Origin of the sequence: Halomonas koreensis, from assembly GCF_031451675.1 — a bacterium.
Taxonomy (GTDB): domain Bacteria; phylum Pseudomonadota; class Gammaproteobacteria; order Pseudomonadales; family Halomonadaceae; genus Halomonas; species Halomonas koreensis.
In genome coordinates this window covers 53,080-74,636 of the sequence record NZ_JARWAK010000015.1, presented here as the reverse complement: position 1 = coordinate 74,636, position 21,557 = coordinate 53,080, and the positions used below count along the sequence as shown (strand labels likewise).

Here is a 21,557-nt window from a genome sequence, read left to right as displayed (position 1 = left end):
CCCGACACGAGCAAGATCTTGCCCGGCGGGCAAGTCGTTGCCCGCCTAGGCCCGCGGCGTGGCGAAGGCCATCACCTCGGCCACGCTGTCCTTGCCCAGCGCCAGTTGGAACAGCCGGTCGAGCCCCAGGGCCACGCCGCTTCCCGCCGGCATGCCGGCCTCGAGCGCGGCCAGCAGGCGGCTGTCCACGTCCACCTCGGGCAGGCCCGCCGCACGGCGGGCGGCATTGTCCTCGGCGAAGCGCTCGCGTTGCTCGGCGGCATCGGTGAGCTCATCGTAGCCGTTGGCCAGCTCGAGGCCCTGGCGATAGATCTCGAAGCGCGAGGCCACCCACTCGCCGTCCTCCGGATCCCGATGGCGGCGCGCCAGCGCCGCCTGGCTGGCCGGATAGTCCACCACCACGTCGATGCCGTCGCGGCCCAGGTGCGGCTCGATGACCAGGCTGATCAGCAGGTCGAGGCAGTCGTCGCGCTCGGCCTCGGCCATGTCGAGCCCGCCCCGCTCTCCGGCCAGGCGGCGCAGGACATCGAGGGGCTCGGTGAAGGGGTCGAGCTCCAGGTGCTCGCGGAACAGCTCGCGATAGCGGCGGCGGCGCACCGGGCCGGGATCGGCCGGCAGGATCCGGCGGATCAGCGTGCCGGTCTCTTCGATCAGGCCGTCGAGATCGAGCCCCGGGCGGTACCACTCCAGCATGGTGAACTCGAGGTTGTGGCGAGCGCCTACCTCGCCGTCACGGAAGCTGCGGGCGATCTGGTAGATGGGGCCGCTGCCCTCGGCCAGCAGCCGCTTCATGTGGAACTCCGGCGAGGTCTGCAGCCAGAGCCGCTCGCGGCCCGCCGGCGTCGTGGCCTCGCAGGCCAGCGAGGCCAGGTGCATGTCGGTGCTGCCACCATGGCCGAGCACCGGGGTCTCCACCTCGAGCACGCCGCGCTCGGCGAAGAAGGCCCGCACCTCGCCGAGCAGCCGGGCGCGCTCGCGCAGCGTCGCGATCTCGGCCGTGGGTCGCCAATCAATCGACATCGTGTGCTTCTCCACAAACGACGAAGGCCACGCATACACACGTGGCCTTGCGGGCGAGGCTCGCCCAGGTAGCGCCCTCTCCGAGCGGTGCTCAGACAAGGCGACTCCTGGGTAAGGCGGCGGAGTTTAGCGGCGCTAAATGAGCAAGCCGTCCCAGGAGTCAACGCCGTATGAGCGAGCGCAGGAAGGGCCCGGAATCACGCGCGGGAGACGTACTCGCCGGTCCGCGTATCCACCTTCAGCACCTCACCCTCGTTGATGAACAGCGGCACGCGCACCACGGCGCCGGAGGACAGGGTGGCCGGCTTGGAGCCGCCCTGGGCGGTGTCGCCCTTGAGACCGGGATCGGTCTCGGTGACCTCCAGCTCGATGAAGTTCGGCGGCGTGACGTTGATGACGTTGTCGTTCCACAGGGTCACGGTGTAGACCACCTGTTCCTTGAGCCACTTCTCGGTCTCGCCCAGGGCCTTCTTCTCGACCGGATACTGCTCGAAGGAGCCGTCGTTGAGCATGAAGTACCACATGTCGCCGTCGGTGTAGAGGTACTCCATGTCCAGTTCCAGGACATCGGCGCCTTCCAGGGACTCGCCGGACTTGAAGGTTCGCTCCCAGACCCGGCCGGTCATCAGGTTGCGCAGCTTGACGCGGTTGAAGGCCTGGCCCTTGCCCGGCTTGACGTAGTCGTTCTCGAGGATGGCGCACGGGTCGCCGTCCAGCATGACCTTCAGACCGGCCTTGAATTCGTTGGTAGAATAGTTCGCCATGATGATCGTTCCATATTCCAGCGCGCCGCCGGCCGAGGCCGGGGGCGCGCGCAAGCAAATGACTGTGGCCGAGGGGCAAGCCCTCGCTCGCATCGACGGGTGACCGCATGATAACCCGAAGCTCCATCCCTTTGCAGCGCCGGCCCGACGCGCCGTCGCCGGGCGCCTGGCAGCGCCAGCTCGCCGGCGCCATTCGCGACCCCCGCGAGCTGTGCCGACGCCTGGACCTCGCGCCGCGCTGGTGGCCCGGCGCCGAGACCGGCCACGCGCTGTTCGAGGTGCGGGTGCCCGAGGCCTATCTCGCCCGCATCCGCGCCGGCGAGCCGCATGACCCGCTGCTGCGCCAGGTGCTGCCGCTCGGCGAGGAGGCCGAGGCCGCCCCGGGCTACGTGGCCGACCCCCTCGCCGAGGCCGAACATACCCCGCGGCGCGGGCTGATCCACAAGTACGCCGGCCGAGTGCTGCTGATCGCCAGCCCCGCCTGTGCGGTGAACTGCCGCTACTGCTTCCGGCGCCACTTCCCCTACGAGGAGAACGCGCCCTCCCGGGCCCAGTGGGAGGAGACCCTGGCCTACCTGCGCGACGATGCCTCGATCCATGAGGCGATCCTCTCCGGCGGCGATCCGCTGGCGGCCAGCGATCGCCAGCTCGCCTGGCTGGTGGAGCGCCTGGAGGCCATCCCCCACCTCAAGCGACTGCGCGTCCACACCCGGCTGCCGGTGGTGATTCCCGACCGCATCGACGGCGACCTGCTCGACTGGCTGGGCGGCACCCGGCTGCAGAAGGTCATGGTGCTGCACATCAACCATGCCCAGGAGATCGACGCGGCGGTGGTCGAGGCCTGTCGGCGGCTGCAGGCGGCGGGCGTGACGCTGCTCAACCAGAGCGTGCTGCTGCGCGGCGTCAACGACGATGTCGATGCCCTGGCCGCGCTGTCCGAGCGGCTGTTCGAGGCCGGGGTGCTGCCCTACTACCTGCATGTGCTGGACCCGGTGAGCGGCGCGGCCCACTTCGACGTGCCCGACGACGAGGCCAGGGCCCTGGTCGACGAGCTGCGCACCCGGCTGCCCGGGTTCCTGATGCCGACCCTGGCCCGGGAAGTGCCCGGAGAGGCCAGCAAGACCCCCCTGTAAGCTATATGCTGTAAGCCGTAAGCGATAAGAAAAGGTCTTCGCAGATCAGCGTGAAGTCGCTGCACGGCTCAGCTTGGCATGGTGGGTGTGCTCTTCGTGGGAGCGATCTTCAGATCGCGATCCGCCGCGCAGCGGCGGCGATAGCGGCACCGCGGTAGGATCTCCCCCGGGCGCCTATCGCCCAATGAATTGGGCTCCCACGATGACCTGCGCGATGGCTCTGTCCCGCTGATAGGGCGCTTCGCGGGAGATGCTATGTTGCCCGCCCGGCCTTGAGGGGCTCTGAAGCGCCGAACCGAGTGCCCCACAATGCTATTCACGCCAAGGTGCGAAGAACCTAAGAAAACCCCCAAAGCTCAGTGCCTTGGGGGTTTTTAACTTACAGCTTAAAGCTTACAGCTCCCGAGCCCGGCGTAGCCGGTCAGGCGAGGGTGGCGGCGGTGACGTTGGCCGCCGGGGCCTCGGTGGAGCGCTTGCGGTTGATGGCGCTCATCACCCCCTTGATGGAGGCGCTGGTGATGCTCTCGTCGGTGCCCACGCCGAACACGGCCTCGCCGCCGACGCGCACCTCCACGTAGGCGATGGCCTCGGCGTCGGCGCCCTGGCCGCGGGAGTGCTCGTGGTAGTCGATGATCTCCACGTCATGGCCCTCGGCGGCCAGCGCCTTGACGAAGGCGGCCAGCGGGCCGTTGCCCTGCCCCTGGATGGTGCGCCGCGCGCCGCGCTCCTCGATGGTGGCCTCGAGGCTGACCGTGGGGCTGTCCGGCTCGGAGGACATGCGGTGGCTGACCAGGGCGAAGGGCTCGCGCTGCTCCAGGTACTCGTCGACGAAGGCCTGGTAGATCATCTCGGAGGTGATCTCCTTGCCCAGCCGGTCGGCCACGTCCTGCACCACCTGGCTGAACTCGATGGACAGCCGGCGCGGCAGCTCGATGCCGTGCTCCTGCTCCAGCAGGTAGGAGACCCCGCCCTTGCCGGACTGGCTGTTGACGCGGATCACCGCCTCGTAGCTGCGGCCCACGTCCAGCGGGTCGATGGGCAGGTAGGGCACCTCCCAGACGCCGTCCGGGTTCTCGCGGCGGGCGGCCATGCCCTTCTTGATGGCGTCCTGGTGGGAGCCGGAGAAGGCCGTGAACACCAGGTCGCCGACGTAGGGATGGCGCGGATGCACCGGCAGCTGGTTGCAGTACTCCACCTCGCGCATGATCGGTGTGATGTTGGAGAAGTCGACCCCGGGGTGCACGCCCTGGGTGTAGAGGTTCATGGCCAGGGTGACGAGGTCGACGTTGCCGGTGCGCTCGCCGTTGCCGAACAGGCAGCCCTCGACCCGGTCGGCGCCGGCCATCACCGCGAGCTCGGCGGCGGCGACGCCGGTTCCGCGGTCGTTGTGCGGGTGGACGCTGACGATCAGGTGGTCGCGCTTGGCGACATGCCGGCAGAACCACTCCACCTGGTCGGCGTAGTTGTTGGGCGTGGCGCACTCCACGGTGGCCGGCAGGTTGACGATCATCGGCTTGTCGGCGCTGGCGCCGTGGGTGGCCTCCACGGCGTCGACGATCTCCACCGCGAAATCCATCTCGGTGGTGGAGAACAGCTCCGGGGAGTACTGGAAGGTCCAGTTCGTCTCGGGGGCGGCCGCCATGTGCTCGCGGATGCGGGTGGTGGCGTCCACGGCGATCTGGATGCACTCGGCCTGGTTGACGTTGAACACCACGCGCCGGAACACCGGATCGGTGGCGTTGTAGACGTGGACGATGGCGTTCTTCGCGCCCTTGAGCGCCTCGAAGGTGCGATCGATCAGGTGCGGACGGGCCTGGGTGAGCACCTGGATGTGCACGTCGTCCGGCACCTTGTCGTCCTCGATCAGCGAGCGCACGAAGTCGAAGTCGGTCTGGGAGGCGGAGGGGAAGCCCACCTCGATCTGCTTGTAGCCGATCTTCACCAGCAGGTCGAAGAGGCGCTGCTTGCGCTCCTGGTCCATGGGATCGATCAGCGCCTGGTTGCCGTCGCGCAGGTCGACGGCGCACCACTGGGGCGGCGCCTCGATGCGCCGGCCGGGCCACTGGCGGTCGGGCAGGTCGACGGCCACGAAGGGGCGGTACTTGCTAGCGGGGTTATCGAGCATCATGGCGGCGTTCTCCCAGGGGCGGCATTCAGAAACGGCGACGCCCCGGCTGCCGGGCGGCAGACGGGGCGTCGTCGGAAGGGGCGGCGTCGACCACCATCGCCACGCGGCCCGAACGGACCACGCTTGCGACATGGGGGGCGACGATGTTCATAGGGGTGACACGGGCAGTGGTAGACATGGCAACCTCGATTCGACCGGTACGTAGGGGCGATGCAGGCGGCATCGCCCGGCGCGCTCAGCGGCGGGCTAGTAGTCGTAGGTCGAGGTGGCGCGATGTCATGTTCATGTCCCTAGAGAATCAGGCCGGCGACGGCTTGTCAACTCCCGCCGCCGATCCTGGCCGGCTCAGGCCCCTTCCTCCAGGTCGCCCTGCCGGTAGCCGATCAGGTAGAGCACGGCGTCCAGGCCCAGGGTCGAGAGGGAATGCCGAGCCCGCTCCCGGACCAGTGGCTTGGCGCGGAAGGCGATGCCGAGGCCGGCCGCGGCCAGCATCTTGAGGTCGTTGGCGCCGTCGCCCACGGCGATGGTCTGCTCCATGGCCAGCCCCTCGCGGCGGGCGATTTCGTGCAGCAGCTCGGCCTTGCGATCGGCGTCGACGATCGGCTCGCGGACCTCGCCGGTCACCTTGCCGTCCTCGATCACCAACTCGTTGGCGTGCACCTCGTCGAAGCCGAGCTTGTCCTGGAGATGACGGGCGAAGTAGGTGAAGCCGCCGGAGAGGATGGCGGTGCGATAGCCCAGGCGCTTGAGCTGACGCATCAGGCGTTCCAGGCCATCCATCAGCGGCAGCTCCTCGGCGATCTCGGCGAGCACCGACTCGTCGAGGCCGCGCAGCTTGCTCATGCGTTCGCGGAAGCTCTGCTGGAAGTCCAGCTCGCCGCGCATGGCCCGCTCGGTGACCTCGGCGACCTCGTCGAAGACGCCGTGGCGGCGCGCCAGCTCGTCGATCACCTCGGCCTGGATCAGGGTGGAGTCCATGTCGAAGCACACCAGCCGGCGATGGCGTCGCCAGATGGAGTCCTCCTGCAGGGCGATGTCCACGCCATGGGCCGCGCCCAGCGCCAGGGCCTTCTCGCGCAGCGCCTCCAGGTCGATCTCCTCGCCGCGCAGCCAGCACTCGACGCAGGCCCCCTGGATGGCGTTGTGCTCGCCCGGCACGCCGCCGTCCAGGGGCTCGCGCCCGGAGAGCCGGTGGATCAGTTCCACGGTCAGGCCGTGTTCGGCGGTCAGGGCCCCCACCTCGGCCAGGATCCCCGCCGGCAGGTGCGGCGCCAGCAGGGTCATGATCAGCCGCGGCTCGCCGGCCGCCACGCTCCAGCGATGATAGTCCTCGGCGCTGACCTGGATCGCCTGGACGTCCAGCCCCAGCTGGTCGCCGGCCGCCGCCAGGGCGGCCTCGAGGTCCGCGTCGTGATCGAGGCCCACCAGCGCCTCCAGCGACACCATGCCGAAGGTCACGCTCTGGTTGATGTCCAGCAGCCGGGCCCCGCTCTGGGCCAGGGCCCGGCCCAGTCCGGCCAGTTGCCCGGGCCGCGCCGGGCCGGTGGCGCGGATCAACAGTCGTCTAGTCATATAACCCCTAGATCGAAGAAGGAAGAACGGCGCTACGCGCCTGGAAGAAGGAAGAAAACCACTATACCCCACCTTCCGCCTTCCCTCTGCTATCTTCCTTCTTCCGTCTCGAGCCGGTCGACCTTCTGCAGCCCCCTTGGCAGCTTGCTGCCGCGGCGGCCGCGCTCTCCCCGATAGTAGTCGAGGTCGTCGGCCTTGAGCGTCAGCTTGCGCTTGCCGGCGTGCACCACCAGCGCCTGGCCGGGGGCCAGCAGCGCCAGGTCGCGCAGCAGCTCCTCGCGCCGGGCGGCCCGGGCGCCGGGGATATCGAGCATCTTGTTGCCCTTGCCCTTGGCCAGCTCGGGCAGCTGCTCCAGCGGGAAGACCAGCAGGCGGCCCTCGTTGGACACCGCGGCCACGCTGATGCCCTCGCCCTCCGGCACCGCCAGCGGGGGCACCACGCTGCAGCCCTTGGGCACCGTGAGCACCGCCTTGCCGGCCTTGTTCTTGCCGGTCAGCGCCTCGAGCCGGGCGACGAAGCCGTAGCCGCCGTCCGAGGCCAGCAGGTAGCGGGTGTCGGGCGGCGCCAGCATCACGCCGGCCATGTGGGCGCCGGCCGCGACGTTGACCCGGCCGGTGACCGGCTCGCCCTGGCTGCGGGCGCTGGGCAGGTTGTGGGCGGTCAGGGTGTAGGCGCGGCCGGTGTCGTCGAGCAGCACAAGGGGCTGGTTGGTCTTGCCCCGGGCGGCGAGATGGAAGCGGTCGCCGGCCTTGTAGGACAGCCCCGCCGGGTCGATCTCGTGACCCTTGGCGGCGCGGATCCAGCCCTTCTCGGAGAGCACCACGGTGACCGGGTCGGCGCCGAGCAGTTCGACCTCGGACAGCGCCTTGGCCTCCTCGCGCTCGACCAGCGGCGAGCGGCGCGCGTCGCCGTAGTCCTTCGCGGCGGCGCGCAGCTCCTCCTCGATCAGGTCGGTGAGCGCGGCCTCGGAGCCCAGCAGCTCCTCCAGGCGGGCGCGCTCGGCCTCCAGGTCGTCCTGCTCGCCGCGGATCTTCATCTCCTCGAGCTTGGCCAGGTGGCGCAGGCGCAGCTCGAGGATCGCCTCGGCCTGGCGCTCGCTGAGGCCGAAGGCCTCGATCAGCGCGGCCTTGGGCTCGTCCTCCTCGCGGATGATGCGGATCACCTCGTCGATGTTGAGGTAGGCGACCAGCAGGCCCTCGAGGATGTGCAGCCGATCCTGGACCTTGCCCAGGCGATGCTCCAGGCGCCGGCGCAGCGTGCTGCGGCGGAAGCGCAGCCACTCGCCGAGCAGGTCGGGCAGCGGCATGACCCGCGGCCGGCCGTCCAGGCCGATCACGTTCATGTTGATGCGGATGTTCTTCTCGAGGTCGGTGGTGGCGAACAGGTGCGCCATCAGCGCCTCGATGTCGACCCGGTTGGAGCGCGGCTCGATGACCAGCCGGGTGGGCTCCTCGTGGGTGGACTCGTCGCGCAGGTCGGCGACCATGGGCAGCTTCTTGGCCTGCATCTGGCCGGCGATCTGCTCCAGCACCTTGGCGCCGCTGACCTGGTAGGGCAGCGCGCTGATCACCACGTTACCGTCCTCCAGGCCGTAGCGGGCGCGCATCTTCACCGAGCCGCGGCCGTTCTCGTAGACCTTGCGCAGCTCGGCCCGCGGGGTGATGACCTCGGCGGCGGTGGGGAAGTCCGGGCCCGGCAGGTACTCGGCCAGGTCGGCGGTGGTGGCCTCGGGATGGCGCAGCAGGTGACAGGTGGCCTCGACCACCTCGCCGACGTTGTGCGGCGGGATGTCGGTGGCCATGCCCACCGCGATGCCGGTGCCGCCGTTGAGCAGCACATGGGGCAGCCGCGCCGGCAGCACCACCGGCTCCTGCATGGTGCCGTCGAAGTTGGGGGTCCAGTCCACGGTGCCCTGGCCGAGCTCGCCGAGCAGCACCTCGCTGAACTTCGACAGCCGCGCCTCGGTGTAGCGCATGGCGGCGAAGGACTTGGGATCGTCGGGGCTGCCCCAGTTGCCCTGGCCGTCCACCAGCGGGTAGCGGTAGCTGAACGACTGGGCCATCAGCACCATGGCCTCGTAGCAGGCGCTGTCGCCGTGGGGATGGAACTTGCCGAGCACGTCGCCGACGGTGCGCGCCGACTTCTTGTGCTTGGCATTGGCGTTCAGCGCCAGCTCGCGCATGGCGTAGACGATGCGCCGCTGGACCGGCTTCATGCCGTCGCCGATGTGCGGCAACGCCCGATCGAGGATGACGTACATCGAGTAGTCGAGGTACGCCTTCTCGGTGTACTCGCGAAGGGACAGGCGCTCGACGTCGCCCTCTTCGACAAAAATATCCATGGTGATCAATTCCTTGCTGTACGCCGGCCGGCAACGCAATGCCCGGCTCCCCCACGCGCGCGGGGGGCCGGGCAAGTGAACCATCCTAGCATTCCCGCGTTATCGAGACATCTCTCGCGGGCAGCCGGGTCGACCGACGCCTGGCAAGGGCCGATTCGTCAGGCGTGCTCCGGCAGCGCCGCGATATCGCCCGACCGACGGGTAACAGGCCGGGCGGACGGAGCGGCGTCGTCCGAGGCCTGGTAGAAGGCCCCCATCAGCTGGTTCAGGCGGCGCGCCTGGGCGGCCAGTCCCTGAGTCGCCCGCGACGCCTCACTGACCAGGTGGGCATTCTGCTGGGTGACCTCGTCCATCTGCGACACCGCCCGGTTGATCTCGTCGACGCCATTCGACTGCTCCTGGGAGGCCTGGCTGATCTCGCGGATGCGCGACGTCACCTCCTCGATCGAGGCCACGATCTCCTGCATCGCGCGCTCCGCCTCCTGAGCCTGACGACTGCCGGTCTCGATCTGCTCGGTGGTCTCCTTGATCAGGGCGTTGATGTCGCTGGCCGAGGCCGCGCTGCGCGAGGCGAGCTGGCGCACCTCGGTGGCCACCACGGCGAAGCCGCGGCCCTGCTCGCCGGCGCGGGCCGCCTCCACGGAGGCGTTCAGCGCCAGCAGGTTGGTCTGGAAGGCGATGTTCTCGATGACGTCGACGATCGAGGCAATGCGGCCCGAGCCCTCGCTGATGCTCTGCATCGACTGCGTCAAGTGTTCCACCCGCTCGCTGCCGCGCTTGACGCGCTCGTAGGACTCGGCCACCCGCCGATCGGCTTCCTCGGCGTTGGAGGCGTTGCTCTTCACGGTCGAGGCGATCTCCTCCATCGTGGAGGACGTTTCCTGCAGCGAGGCCGCCTGCTGTTCGGTACGGCTCGAGAGCTCGTTGTTGCCCGCCGCCAGCTGGTCGGATTCGCCGGCGATCGCCCGCACGGTGTCGTTGGCCTCGTCGAACAGCGCCTTGAGCTTGGTGGTGTAGTCGTTGACCGCCATGCCCAACTGCCCGATCTCATCCTCGCGCACGATGTGCAGCATCTCCATGCTGCCGCCCTCGCCAAGCCCACGGATGCGCTGAGTGGTGATGCGGATGCGGCGCAGCAGCGTCCGCCCGCCCAGCCAGCCCAGCAGCAGCGCCAGGCCGGTCAGCGGCAAGATGAAAGACAGCAGGTTCGCGGTCAGCGATTGGGAGAGCGCCGTGATGCGCGATATCGGCGTGACGATGCCGATCGTCCAGCCGGTGCTCGGCATCTCGAACAGCTGGACCGAGGCCGGCGCCTCCAGCGTGCCGGCCGAGTCGACCTCGATCGCCTCCCCGTCCCGTCCGCCGGAGACGGCGTCTGCCACCGGGGTCAACCAGGACTGTCGGGCGGCCAGGTCGCCCAGCGACGGGATGCCGTCACCGCCGCCCTGCAGGCCCGGGAAGTGGATGACGTTGCCGGCGGCGTCCAGCGCGAACGCATAGCCACCGGTCGCGCCGCCATGGCCGTCGAGGAAGTCGGCCATGCCATCGAGCATGAGGTCGATGGTCACGACGCCCGCGAACCGGCCATCCCGCTCGTAGGCCACGCTGCAGGTCACCATGGACACGCCGGTCGTCGGGTCGCGATAGGCCTCGGACCAGGCACAGTGACCGGGGGCGGCATCATCGGCTCCGGTGTACCAGCCTGCTCGTTGGTAGGGGGAGGCATCGGCGGCGTTGTACGCCTCGGAGAACGTCAGGTCCCCGGCGCCGTTGCGCGCCCAGAAGAAGCTGCGTTTCTCGACGTCGGGCGTGAAGGCCCCCGGCTCCGGCCAGATGCCGCCGCCGGCGATGGCCGGGTTACCGTGGTCGTCCACGATTCGCGGCGCTACCTGCTCGACCAGGTCGACCCGGGTCGGCAGCGTCTCGGCCAGCCCCGCGAGGCTGGTCGTGATGCCCTCGACCCTGGTCAGGCGCGCGTCCAGCGCGTTGACGATCGACTCACCGGTCGCCGCGACCTGATGGCGACTGGATTCGACGACCATGGGCTGGCCACGCCAGGCCATGACGAGATAGATTCCCAGCGCCACCAGCAGCATGAGGGCCAGCGCCCCCAGAGTGATCTGACGCGAGACGGAGCGGAACAGTCGCATAGGGCATCACCGTTGGAATGATGAGTTCACTGACTCCTCATATATCGGCCGCCCCCGTGCAACATTGAGCCTTCGGCGAATGTTTCGCGCCGGGTCGGCTCAAACCTCGATCTCGGCGAGGTTGCCGTAGTCCTCGAGCCAGCTCTTGCGGTCGGCGGCGCGCTTGCGGGCCAGCAGCATGTCCATCATCTCCAGGGTGCCATCGCCCTCCTCCCGGGTCAGCTGGACCAGCCGACGGGTGTCGGCGGCCATGGTGGTCTCGCGCAGCTGCAGCGGGCTCATCTCGCCCAGGCCCTTGAAGCGCTGGACGTTGGGGGTGCCGCGCTTGCCCTCGAGGCGCTTGAGGATCGCCGCCTTCTCGCTCTCGTCCAGGGCGTAGAACACCTCCTTGCCCAGGTCGATGCGGTAAAGCGGCGGCATGGCCACGAAGACGTGGCCGGCATCGACCAGGGCCGGGAAGTGACGCACGAAGAGCGCGCACAGCAGGGTGGCGATGTGCAGGCCGTCGGAGTCGGCGTCGGCGAGGATGCAGATCTTGTGGTAGCGCAGCTTGCCGAGGTCGTCGCTGCCCGGCTCCATGCCGATCGCCACGGCGATGTCGTGGACCTCCTGGGAGCCGTAGATGTCGTGGGCCTCCACCTCCCAGGTGTTGAGGATCTTGCCGCGCAGCGGCAGGATCGCCTGGGTCTCGCGGTCGCGAGCCTGCTTGGCGCTGCCGCCGGCCGAGTCGCCCTCGACCAGGAACAGCTCGCTGCCCGCCGGGTCCTGGCCCGAGCAGTCGGCCAGCTTGCCGGGCAGCGCGGGCCCCGAGGTGACCTTCTTGCGCGCCACCTTCTTGGCGCTCTTCTGGCGCCGCTGGGCGGCGCTGATCACCAGCTCGGCCAGCGCCTCGGCCTGGTCGACGTGGTGGTTGAGCCACAGCGAGAAGGCGTCCTTGACCACCCCGGAGACGAAGCCGGCGACGGTGCGCGACGACAGCCGCTCCTTGGTCTGGCCGGCGAACTGCGGGTCGAGCATCTTCACCGAGAGCACGAAGGATACCCGCTCCCAGAGGTCCTCGGCGGTCAGCTTGACGCCGCGGGGCAAGAGGCTGCGGTAGTCGCAGAACTCGCGCAACGCCTCGAGCAGGCCGGCGCGCAGGCCGTTGACGTGGGTGCCGCCCTGGGGGGTGGGGATCAGGTTGACGTAGCTCTCGAGCAGCGGCTCGCCGCCCTCGGGCAGCCATTGCACGGCCCAGTCCACCGCCTGCTCGTCGTCGGCGAAGTGGCCGACGAAGGGCGCGGCCGGCAGCACCTCATAGCCATCGGTGGCCTGGGCCAGGTAGTCGCGCAGGCCGTCCTCGAACTGCCAGACGCTGCGCGTGCCGTCGGCCTCGACGAGGGTGACCTCGAGCCCCGGGCAGAGCACCGCCTTGGCGCGCAACAGGTGCTTGAGCCGCGGCAGCGAGAGCCGCGGCGAGTCGAAGTAGCTCGCCTCCGGCCAGAAGCGCAGGACGGTGCCGGTGGCGCGCTTGGCGGCGCTGCCGATGATCTCCAGCGGCGAGGCCAGCTCGCCGTGCTCGAAGGCCATGCCGTGGCGGCTGCCGCCCTTGAGCACCTCGACCTCGAGGCGCTTGGACAGGGCGTTGACCACCGACACGCCGACGCCGTGCAGCCCGCCCGAGAAGCGGTAGCTCGAGTTGGAGAACTTCCCGCCGGCGTGCAGCTTGGTCATGATCAGCTCGATGCCGGAGACGCCGTGCTCGGGGTGCACGTCGATCGGCATGCCCCGGCCGTCGTCGCCGACCTCGATGCCGCCGTCCTCGAACAGCCGCACGCCGATCTTGCCGGCGTGGCCGGCCAGCGCCTCGTCGACGCTGTTGTCGATGACCTCCTGGACCAGGTGGTTGGGGCGCGCGGTATCGGTGTACATGCCGGGGCGCTTGCGCACGGGTTCGAGTCCGGCGAGCACCTCGATCGAGCTGGCGCTGTATTGGGTCATGGCGTCGTCTGTGTTCCTATGCGTGTTCGAATCCGTGCCTCAGTCCCGCGCCGCCACCCGGCCGGGCGGCAGGGCGTGCCCGCCCTGGGCGAGGATCGCCGGCAGGTAGTCGGCCAGGGCCGAGAAGCCGTGATCGCCGCCGGGGTGAAGGATGGTCCTGGCCCCCCGGTAGAGGGCGAAGGCGTCGCGGCCGTCCAGGGTCTCGTCGGCGGTGCCCAGCAGCAGCAGGTAGCGCCCCGCCGTGACCGCCGCCGGCGTCATCGCCTCCAGCGCCCGACGGTGGGCCTGCTCGACCACGAAGCGCTCGCCGCTGTAGCGATTGACGAAGGTCTCGCCGACCCAGTCCGCCACCAGCCGCCCGGGCGCCACCGCCGGGTTGATCAGCGCCCCCGGCAGGTCGTGGCGCTCGGCGAGCAGGGTCGCCAGGAAGCCGCCCATGGAGCTGCCCACCACCAGCGGGTAGTCGCCCAGTTCGCCGAGCCGCGCGGCGGCGGCGTCCAGGGCCTGGTCCGGGCGGTGCGGCAGGTCCGGGGTCACGCAGGGAAGCCCGAGCCCCGCGCAGGCCTCGCGCATCAGCGCCGCCTTGGGCGAGGCGCTACCGCTGTTGAAACCGTGCAGATAGAGCACCCCGGTGGTCGGGACCCGCGGCAGACCGGCGCTCAGCATACCCGACCCCCTGTATAAATGGCCAGCCTCCGGATCGACGAGGGCGGATCACGCCTCATGGTCTCGGCTCCGGCTCGGCGGCCCAGACCGCCTCGATCAGCCCGCGGGTGGAATCGTCCATGTCCTCCGGGCCCGCCTGGTGCTGGAGGATGCGCCGAGTCTCGCCGGCCAGGGTCTTGCCCAGCTCCACGCCCCACTGGTCGAAGGGGTTGATGTCCCAGATCGTCGCCTGGACGAACACCTTGTGCTCGTAGAGGGCGATCAGCGCGCCCAGGGTCTGGGGGGTGAGCCGGTCCAGCAGCAGGGTGCTGGAAGGCTGGTTGCCTCGGTAGTGGCGATAGCCGGGCCGCGGGCCGTCGTCGGCCACCGCGGCGTCGCCCAGCATCAGCGCCCGGGACTGGGCGAAGCAGTTGGCCAGCGTCAGGCGATGCTGGTCCATCAGGTGGTCGCGGGTGGCCGGGTCGGCGACGTCGTCGTAGCGCACCTTGGGGGCGATGAAGTCGCACTCCACGGCCTGGGTGCCTTGATGCAGCAATTGGTAGAAGGCGTGCTGGGCATTGGGGCCCAACTGCCCCCAGAGCACCGGGCAGGTGGAATAGCCGACCGGCGCGCCGTCGTGGGTCACCGACTTGCCGTTGGACTCCATCTCCAGCTGCTCCAGGTAGGCGGCGAAGTACTCGAGCCGGCCGTCGTAGGGCAGGATGGAGTGGGCGCGGATGTCGAGGAAGTTGACGTTCCAGATCCCCGCCAGCGCCAGCAGCACCGGCAGGTTGTCGGCCAGCGCCGCCTCGCGGAAGTGGCGATCCATGGCGTGGGCCCCGGCCAGCAGGGCCCGGAAGTGGTCCATGCCCACCACCAGGGCGATGGGCAGGCCGATGGCGCCCCACAGCGAGTAGCGCCCGCCGACCCATTCCCAGAACGCCAGCTGGTGCTCGTCGGCGATGCCCCATTCCCCCATCTTCTCGGGGCTGGCCGAGACGCCGATGAAGTGCTGGCGCATCAGCAGCGCCTCGTCGACCCCTTCCTGGCGGGCGCCGCCCAGCAGCCGCGCCTTGAGCCAGTCCCGGGCGGTTCGGGCGTTGCTCAGGGTGTCGATGGTGGTGAAGGACTTCGACGACAGCACGAACAGCGTGGTCTCGGGATTGAGCCGCGCCAGGTAGTCGGCCAGCTGGGAGCCGTCCATGGTCGAGGCGAAGTGCACGTCGAGGCGATGGATGCCCTCGGGACGGTAGTCGGCCAGGGCATGGGTGACCATCAGCGGGCCCAGGTCGGAGCCGCCCACGCCCAGGTTGACCACGTCGCGGATCGGCTTGCCCGTGGCGCCCCGCCACTGGCCGGCGTGGAAGCATTCGACCATGCGCTCCATGCGCGCCAGGGTGGCGTGCACCGAGGGCACCAGGTCCTCGCCGTCCACCTCCAGGCGGGCCTCGGCGGGCAGACGCAGGGCGGTGTGCAGGGCCGGGCGATCCTCGCTGCGATTGACCCGCTCGCCGACCAGCAGCCCGCGGATGGCCTCGGGGACGCCGGCGTCCCGGGCCAGGTCCAGCAGCAGCTCGAGGGTCTCGCCGGTCCAGCGCTGCTTGGAGAGGTCGAGGGTCAGCCCGGCGGCGTGCCGGGTGAAGGTCGCGTGTCGTCCCTGGTGCTCGGCGAAGAGCTCGCGCAGATGGCGGCGCCCCATGCCCTCGGCATGGGCGGCCAGGGCGCGCCAGGCACCCCGCTGGTCGACGGGGAGATGGCTCATGGTGCCTCCTGGAGGTCCTGTCGTGCAGCCGCTGGCAGGGAGGCGTAGAATGCGGGGCTTCCAGCCCGAACACCTGCCCTGCCCATGAGTGACGCATCTTACCGTGACGCCATCTTTTCGACACCCCTGGACCGGGTGGCGCGCTTCTCCTTCGACGAGCGGGTGGTGGCCTGCTTCCCCGACATGATCCGCCGCTCGGTGCCCGGCTATGGCCAGATCCTGGCCATGCTCGGCCCGCTGGCCCGGCGCCACCTGCGCCATGGCGGCCACGTCTACGACCTGGGCTGCTCGCTGGGCGCCGCGGGCCTGGCGCTGGCCGGCCAGCTGCCGCCGGCGGCCTTCCGCTACACCGGGGTGGACCTGTCCCCGGCCATGGTCGAGCGAGCCCGGGAGACCCTGGCCGCCGAATGCCCCGACCACGCCATGGCGGTGCAGGAAGGCGACATCCGCGCCCTCGACTACGCGCCCTCGGGAATGATCCTGCTCAACTTCACCCTGCAGTTCCTGGCCCCGGAGGACCGCGACGCCGTCATCGCGCGGCTCTTCGAGGCCCTGGAGCCCGGCGGGGTGCTGGTGCTCTCCGAGAAGATCCGGGCCGCCGACGAGCAGGACAACGCCTGGCTGGTGGAGCGCTATCACGACTTCAAGCGCGCCAACGGCTACAGCGAGCTGGAGATCAGCCAGAAGCGCACGGCGCTCGAGAACGTGCTGGTGCCGGACACCCTCGAGGCCCATCAGGCGCGCCTGGCCCGCGCCGGCTTCACGCGCTCGCTGGTGTGGTTCCAGTACCTGAACTTCGCTTCCCTGATCGCCTTCAAGGAGGCCTGACGTGCCGATTCCCGCCGCCCATCGCCCGCTCTACCGGGCCTTCCTCGACCAGGGCCTCGACACCTGGCTGGCCCGGCTCCCCGAACAGTTGGCCCGGGGCCTGGACCGCAAGCGCTACGGCGACCTGCCGGCCTGGGAGAAGGCCGTGGCCAAGCTGCCGCCGTTGCCGGAGGGCCGCGAGGTCCGGCTCGACGCCGACACCGTGACGGTGGAGGCTGACCTCGACGCCTCGCGGCGCCGCCAGGGCGAGAACCTGCTGCGCGCCCTGGCGCCCTGGCGCAAGGGGCCCTACCGGCTGGGCGGCGTGACCATCGACACCGAATGGCGCTCCGACTGGAAGTGGCAGCGGGTGGCCCCGCACCTGGCGCCGCTGGCCGGCCGCCGGGTGCTCGACGTGGGCGGCGGCAACGGCTATCACGCCTGGCGCATGGCCGGCGCGGGCGCCGGCTTCGTGCTGGTGATCGACCCCTCGCCGCGCTTCTACTGGCAGTTCCAGGCGGTGCGCCACTTCGTCGGCGAGGCCGACGGCGGCGCGGTGCACTTCCTGCCGGTGGGCATCGAGGACGTGCCGGCGGATCTCGGCTTCTTCGACACCGTGTTCTCGATGGGCGTGCTCTACCATCGCCCCTCGCCCCTGGAGCACCTGGCCCAGCTCAGGGCCGCCCTGCGCCCCGGCGGCGAGCTGGTGCTGGAGACCCTGGTGGTCGAGGGCGACGCCACCACCGTGCTGCTGCCGGGCGAGCGCTACGCCGCCATGCCCAACGTCTACTTCCTGCCCTCCTCCGCCGCCCTGGGCACCTGGCTCGAGCGCGCCGGCTTCGCGAACGTGCGGGTGGTGGACGAGGCCGACACCTCCCTGGACGAGCAGCGCGCCACCGACTGGATGACCTTCCAGTCGCTGGCCGACTTCCTCGACCCGGACGACCCGACGCGGACCCGCGAGGGCCACCCGGCGCCGCGCCGGGCGGTGCTGATCGCCGAGCGGCCGCGCTGATACTGCACGGCTCCACTACGTCGGGGCAGGTCGTAGAGGGGTTTTTTGGTTCTTCGCACCTTGGCGTGAATACCGCTGTGGGGGACACTCGGTCCGGCGCTCCAGATCCCATCAAGGCTTGACGGGCGACATTGCCTCTCCTTTGAGGAGCCCCCTCAGCGGATCAGAGCCACCGCGCAGGTCTTCGTGGGAGCCCAATTCATTGGGCGAAAGGCGCCGATAGGCGCCCGGGGGAGATCCTAAAGCGGTGCCGCTAGCGCCGCCGCTGCGCGGCGGATCGCGATCTGAAGATCGCTCCCACGAAGGGCACTCCCAGCATGCCAAACCGGGCTAGGCAGTGGCTTCACGCTGATCTGCGATGAACCTTTTTTTGGCCATGGATGGCTAAAGTAGCGCCCAAGGACGGGTTTATAGCGCCCCTCGGAGACCGGTCCCGGCGGTCTTCCTTCAGACTCTCCAGCCCCATAAACGACGAGGCCCCGCCGCTTGCGCGACGGGGCCTCGCGTTGCCCGCAGGGCTCGGGAGATCAGCGGCCGAGCAGCTGGCTGATGTCCTTGGCCTCCCAGTGGGGGAAGTACTTGCGCACCAGGGCGTTGAGCTCGACCTCGAAGCCGGCCCAGTCGACCTCGCCCGGCGCCAGGCCCTCGGCCTCGGCGGCGCCGCGGATCATGCCGGCGCCCACGGTGACATTGGACAGCCGATCGATGACGATGAAGCTGCCGGTGCCCGGGCTGCGCTCGTAGGCATCGATCGGCACCTCGCCGGTCAGCGCCAGCCGGCAGCGGGCGATGGCGTTGAGCTCCAGGCGCTCGGCCGGATGGCGCTCCAGGGTGTTGACGTCCACCTGGTGGTGGATGGTCTCGACCTGGCCGGCCACCGAACGCCCGGCGAGGCGGATGTCGACCTGGCGGCCCGGCTCGAGCGCCTGCTCGTTCATCCACACGATGTCGGCGTCGAAGGCGCTGGCCTCGGTCACCTCGGCGTCGGCGGCGACGATCCAGTCGCCCCGGGAGACGTCGATCTCGTCGGCCAGGGTGACGGTGATCGCCTGGCCGGGCCAGGCGGCGTCCAGGTCGCCGTCGAAGGTGACGATGCGCTCCACCGTGGAGGCCTTGCCGGAGGGCAGCACCTTGACGGCCTGCCCCGGGCGCAGGATGCCCGCCTCCAGGGTGCCGGCGTAGCCGCGGAAGTCCAGGTTCGGCCGATTGACGTACTGCACCGGCAGGCGCAGGTCGGTGAGGTTCTGGTCGTGGCGAACCTCCACGGTCTCGAGCAGCTCGAGCAGCGCCGGCCCCTGGTACCAGGCCATGGCCTCGCTGCGGTTGACCACGTTGTCGCCCTTGAGCGCCGAGAGCGGCACGAAGCGGATGTCGTCGGCGCCCAGCTGCTCGGCGAAGGCGCGATACTCGGCGACGATCTCGTCGAAGCGGGCCTGGCTGTAGTCGACCAGGTCCATCTTGTTGACCGCGATCACCAGGTGGCGGATGCCCACCAGGTCGGCGATGAAGCTGTGCCGCCGGGTCTGAGTCTGCACGCCATATCGCGCATCGATCAGGATCACCGCCAGCCCGGCGGTGGAGGCGCCGGTGGCCATGTTGCGAGTGTACTGCTCGTGGCCCGGCGTGTCGGCGATGATGAACTTGCGCTTGTCGGTGGAGAAGAAGCGATAGGCGACGTCGATGGTGATGCCCTGCTCCCGCTCCGACTGCAGGCCGTCCACCAGCAGTGCCAGGTCCACCTCCTCGCCGGTGGTGCCGCTCTTCTTCGAGGCCTGGGTGATGGCCGCCAGCTGGTCGTCGAAGATCATCTTGGAGTCGTGCAGCAGCCGCCCGATCAGGGTCGACTTGCCGTCATCGACGCTGCCGCAGGTGATGAAGCGCAGCAGGTCTTTGTTCTCGTGCTCGTGCAGGTACTGCTCGATGTTGTCGGCGATCAGTGTCGATTGATGTGACATGACGGAACCCTAGAAAAAAGAGAGAAGAGCGAAGAAGGAAGAAACCCCATCAGCCCGTGCCGAAGTCGGCCTGCTTGCGAATCAGGCCGGTCAACATGGCAGCGATTTCCCTGGTTTCGGTCGCCCAGTGTTGGCCCTTCTCACGCTCGATGTAACCGATCTCCATGCCGATGTAGATCTGCGTCCTGAGTTCGGCACAGGAACCCTTGGCAACATAGAGAAACTTGATGCGATCCTTGATGGTTGGCCTGACCATGCCTTCAGTGATGTTGCTCGGCACGGACAAGCCGGAACGTGTGATCTGATCCTTGAAGCCGAAATCTCGGGAGTCGGCAAGATACCGGTACAGATCGGCGGACAACCTTGCCGAACGCTTCCAGACGTCCAGACGCTCGAAATCCATGCCGTCTTCCCTCTTCCGACTTCCCTCTTCCGTCTTTCTAACGCGCCGGAGGCGCGTTAGAAGTACCCCTCGCGCTTCTTCTTCTCCATCGAGCCGGCCTGGTCGTGGTCGATGGCGCGGCCGCTACGCTCGCTGGTGCGGGTGAGCAGCATCTCCTGGATGATCTGCGGCAGGGTGGCGGCCCTGGATTCCACCGCGCCGGTCAGCGGGTAGCAGCCGAGGGTACGGAAGCGCACCCACTTCTCCTCGGGCACCTCGCCCTCTTCCAGCGGCAGGCGCTCGTCGTCGACCATCACCAGCATGCCGTCGCGCTCGACCACCGGGCGCGGCGCGGAGAAATACAGCGGCACGATGGGGATCGACTCGAGGTAGATGTACTGCCAGATATCCAGCTCGGTCCAGTTGGAGAGCGGGAAGGCGCGGATCGATTCGCCCTTGTTGACCCGGGCGTTGTAGAGGTTCCACAGCTCCGGCCGCTGGCTCTTGGGGTCCCAGCGATGGTGCTTGTCGCGGAAGGAGAACACCCGCTCCTTGGCGCGGCTGGCCTCCTCGTCGCGGCGCGCTCCGCCGAAGGCGGCGTCGAAGCCGTACTTGTCCAGGGCCTGCTTGAGGGCCTGGGTCTTCATCACGTCGGTGTAGCCGCTGGAGCCATGATCGAAGGGATTGATGCCGGCGGCCCGGCCTTCCTCGTTGATGTGCTCGATCAGCTCCATGCCGGACTCCGCGGCCATGCGGTCGCGGAACTCGATCATCTCGCGGAACTTCCAGGTGGTGTTGACGTGCATCAGCGGGAAAGGCGGCGGCCCCGGGTAGAAGGCCTTGCGCGCCAGGTGCAGCATCACCGAGGAGTCCTTGCCGATAGAGTAGAGCATCACCGGGTTGGAGAACTCGGCGGCCACCTCGCGGATGATGTGGATGGACTCGGCTTCCAGCTGCTGCAGGTGGGTCAGCCGCCGCGGCGTCAGCCCGGGGGTCGCGGAGCCCCCGGCGGAGACGGCGCTCTCGCGTGTCGGTGCATGAAGACTGTTCATGGCCCGGCTACCTCGCATGACATGGGCGGAATGGAATCATGGGCCAGAGGGTACCGCCCCGCCCATAATAACACAAAAGAATTAATATCTATCTTTTTATTCAAAAAGGAGCTATCAGACCTCGACCCGCTCGATCCAGGTCTCGATCGCCTCGCCCCTCAGGTCGATGACCCGGAACCCGGGCCGCGAGGCCTCGTCCACGGTGAAGTGCTCGGCCCCGGGCAGGAACTGGTCGCTGGTGGCGGGACAGCCATGCACCGGGATCCCCCCGGCCTCGGCGGGCCCCCGGCCGAGGAAGGCCTGGTGGATATGGCCGCAGAACACCGCCTCGACGTGATCCTGGCCGGCCAGGACCTTCCAGAAGGCCCCGGCATCGCTCAGCCGCAGCGCATCCATCCAGGCGGAGCCCACCGCCAGCGGCGGGTGGTGCATGGCGATCAGGGTCGGTCGCGCGTCCCCGGCGAGCCGCGCGGCGAGCTCGGCCAGGCGCGCCTCGCCGAGCTCGCCGTCCTCGCGCCCGGGGCATTGGGTATCCAGCAGCAGCAGGCGGCGCGCTCCCAGGTCCAGGCTCGCGTCGAAGGCCCGGCAGGCGGCCATGGCGGCGGGCTCGTCATGGTTGCCCGGCAACCAGGCCCAGGGGCAACCGAACGCCGACAACAATCGGTGCGCCAGCTCGTAGGAGGCCGCGCTGCGATCCTCGCTGACGTCGCCGGTGACCAGCACCCGGTCCGGGCGCAGGGCCGCGGCCGCCTCGATCACCCGGGCGAGCTGGCGGTGGGGCAGGCCGGTGCGCGAGCGTGCCGCGGGATCGGCATGCAGGTGGCAATCGGTCAGCTGGATCAGGCGCATC

The 21,557-nt window shown here is 69.3% G+C and carries 16 protein-coding genes; 3 read left to right on the top strand and 13 right to left on the bottom strand.

Features of this window, described 5'->3' with window-relative positions; translation table 11 throughout:
- Positions 1-45: 45 nt before the first annotated feature.
- Together epmA and efp are read right to left on the bottom strand one after the other, a co-directional pair.
- A complete protein-coding gene (gene epmA / locus QC818_RS15535) occupies positions 46-1,020 on the bottom strand; it encodes an EF-P lysine aminoacylase EpmA (protein ID WP_309653769.1) in 975 nt (324 codons plus the stop codon).
- Between the two features lie 197 nt (positions 1,021-1,217).
- The gene (gene efp / locus QC818_RS15530) at positions 1,218-1,784 is read right to left on the bottom strand and encodes an elongation factor P (RefSeq protein WP_309653768.1); all 567 of its coding nucleotides are present in this window, start codon (positions 1,782-1,784) and stop codon (positions 1,218-1,220) included.
- A 107-nt stretch (positions 1,785-1,891) separates the two neighbouring features.
- Here efp and epmB point away from each other — a divergent pair, with 107 nt between their 5' ends.
- The gene (gene epmB, locus QC818_RS15525; RefSeq protein ID WP_309653767.1) at positions 1,892-2,917 is read left to right on the top strand and encodes an EF-P beta-lysylation protein EpmB; all 1,026 of its coding nucleotides are present in this window, start codon (positions 1,892-1,894) and stop codon (positions 2,915-2,917) included.
- A gap of 421 nt (positions 2,918-3,338) precedes the next feature.
- Here epmB and leuA read toward each other — a convergent pair whose 3' ends face one another.
- The 7 genes from leuA to pgi form a co-directional block, all read right to left on the bottom strand.
- Positions 3,339-5,045: a 2-isopropylmalate synthase gene (gene leuA, locus QC818_RS15520; RefSeq protein ID WP_309653766.1), complete on the bottom strand. Its 1,707-nt coding sequence runs from the start codon at positions 5,043-5,045 to the stop codon at positions 3,339-3,341.
- A gap of 345 nt (positions 5,046-5,390) precedes the next feature.
- The gene (gene serB, locus QC818_RS15515) at positions 5,391-6,617 is read right to left on the bottom strand and encodes a phosphoserine phosphatase SerB (RefSeq protein ID WP_309653765.1); all 1,227 of its coding nucleotides are present in this window, start codon (positions 6,615-6,617) and stop codon (positions 5,391-5,393) included.
- 89 nt (positions 6,618-6,706) lie between these two features.
- On the bottom strand, positions 6,707-8,965 hold the full coding sequence (parC, locus tag QC818_RS15510) for a DNA topoisomerase IV subunit A (protein WP_309653780.1): 2,259 nt from the start codon (positions 8,963-8,965) through the stop codon (positions 6,707-6,709).
- Positions 8,966-9,117: 152 nt separating this feature from the next.
- Positions 9,118-11,109: a methyl-accepting chemotaxis protein gene (locus QC818_RS15505; protein ID WP_309653764.1), complete on the bottom strand. Its 1,992-nt coding sequence runs from the start codon at positions 11,107-11,109 to the stop codon at positions 9,118-9,120.
- A gap of 99 nt (positions 11,110-11,208) precedes the next feature.
- On the bottom strand, positions 11,209-13,089 hold the full coding sequence (gene parE / locus QC818_RS15500; RefSeq protein ID WP_309653763.1) for a DNA topoisomerase IV subunit B: 1,881 nt from the start codon (positions 13,087-13,089) through the stop codon (positions 11,209-11,211).
- A 39-nt stretch (positions 13,090-13,128) separates the two neighbouring features.
- Positions 13,129-13,755, bottom strand: coding sequence for a YqiA/YcfP family alpha/beta fold hydrolase (locus QC818_RS15495; protein ID WP_309653762.1), 627 nt, complete (start codon positions 13,753-13,755; stop codon positions 13,129-13,131).
- Between the two features lie 55 nt (positions 13,756-13,810).
- Positions 13,811-15,496 carry a glucose-6-phosphate isomerase gene (pgi, locus tag QC818_RS15490; protein WP_309653761.1) on the bottom strand — a complete coding sequence of 562 codons (1,686 nt, stop codon included), beginning with the start codon at positions 15,494-15,496 and terminating at the stop codon, positions 13,811-13,813.
- An 84-nt stretch (positions 15,497-15,580) separates the two neighbouring features.
- Between pgi and cmoA the strand changes: the two genes are divergently transcribed.
- Both cmoA and cmoB read left to right on the top strand, forming a co-directional pair.
- On the top strand, positions 15,581-16,324 hold the full coding sequence (cmoA, locus tag QC818_RS15485) for a carboxy-S-adenosyl-L-methionine synthase CmoA (RefSeq protein ID WP_309653760.1): 744 nt from the start codon (positions 15,581-15,583) through the stop codon (positions 16,322-16,324).
- 1 nt (position 16,325) lies between these two features.
- Complete coding sequence (gene cmoB / locus QC818_RS15480; RefSeq protein WP_309653759.1) at positions 16,326-17,318, top strand: tRNA 5-methoxyuridine(34)/uridine 5-oxyacetic acid(34) synthase CmoB; 993 nt, start codon at positions 16,326-16,328, stop codon at positions 17,316-17,318.
- A 527-nt stretch (positions 17,319-17,845) separates the two neighbouring features.
- Here the strand turns inward: cmoB and cysN are convergent.
- The 4 genes from cysN to QC818_RS15460 form a co-directional block, all read right to left on the bottom strand.
- Entirely contained in the window at positions 17,846-19,273 is a 1,428-nt protein-coding gene (gene cysN, locus QC818_RS15475) for a sulfate adenylyltransferase subunit CysN (RefSeq protein ID WP_309653758.1), read from the bottom strand.
- Between the two features lie 49 nt (positions 19,274-19,322).
- Positions 19,323-19,676 carry a four helix bundle protein gene (locus QC818_RS15470; RefSeq protein WP_309653757.1) on the bottom strand — a complete coding sequence of 118 codons (354 nt, stop codon included), beginning with the start codon at positions 19,674-19,676 and terminating at the stop codon, positions 19,323-19,325.
- Between the two features lie 56 nt (positions 19,677-19,732).
- Positions 19,733-20,626, bottom strand: coding sequence for a sulfate adenylyltransferase subunit CysD (gene cysD / locus QC818_RS15465; RefSeq protein ID WP_309653779.1), 894 nt, complete (start codon positions 20,624-20,626; stop codon positions 19,733-19,735).
- Between the two features lie 195 nt (positions 20,627-20,821).
- Positions 20,822-21,556 (bottom strand): metallophosphoesterase family protein, encoded by a 735-nt coding sequence (locus QC818_RS15460; protein WP_309653756.1) that lies wholly within the window; start codon positions 21,554-21,556, stop codon positions 20,822-20,824.
- Between the last annotated feature and the right edge of the window lies 1 nt (position 21,557).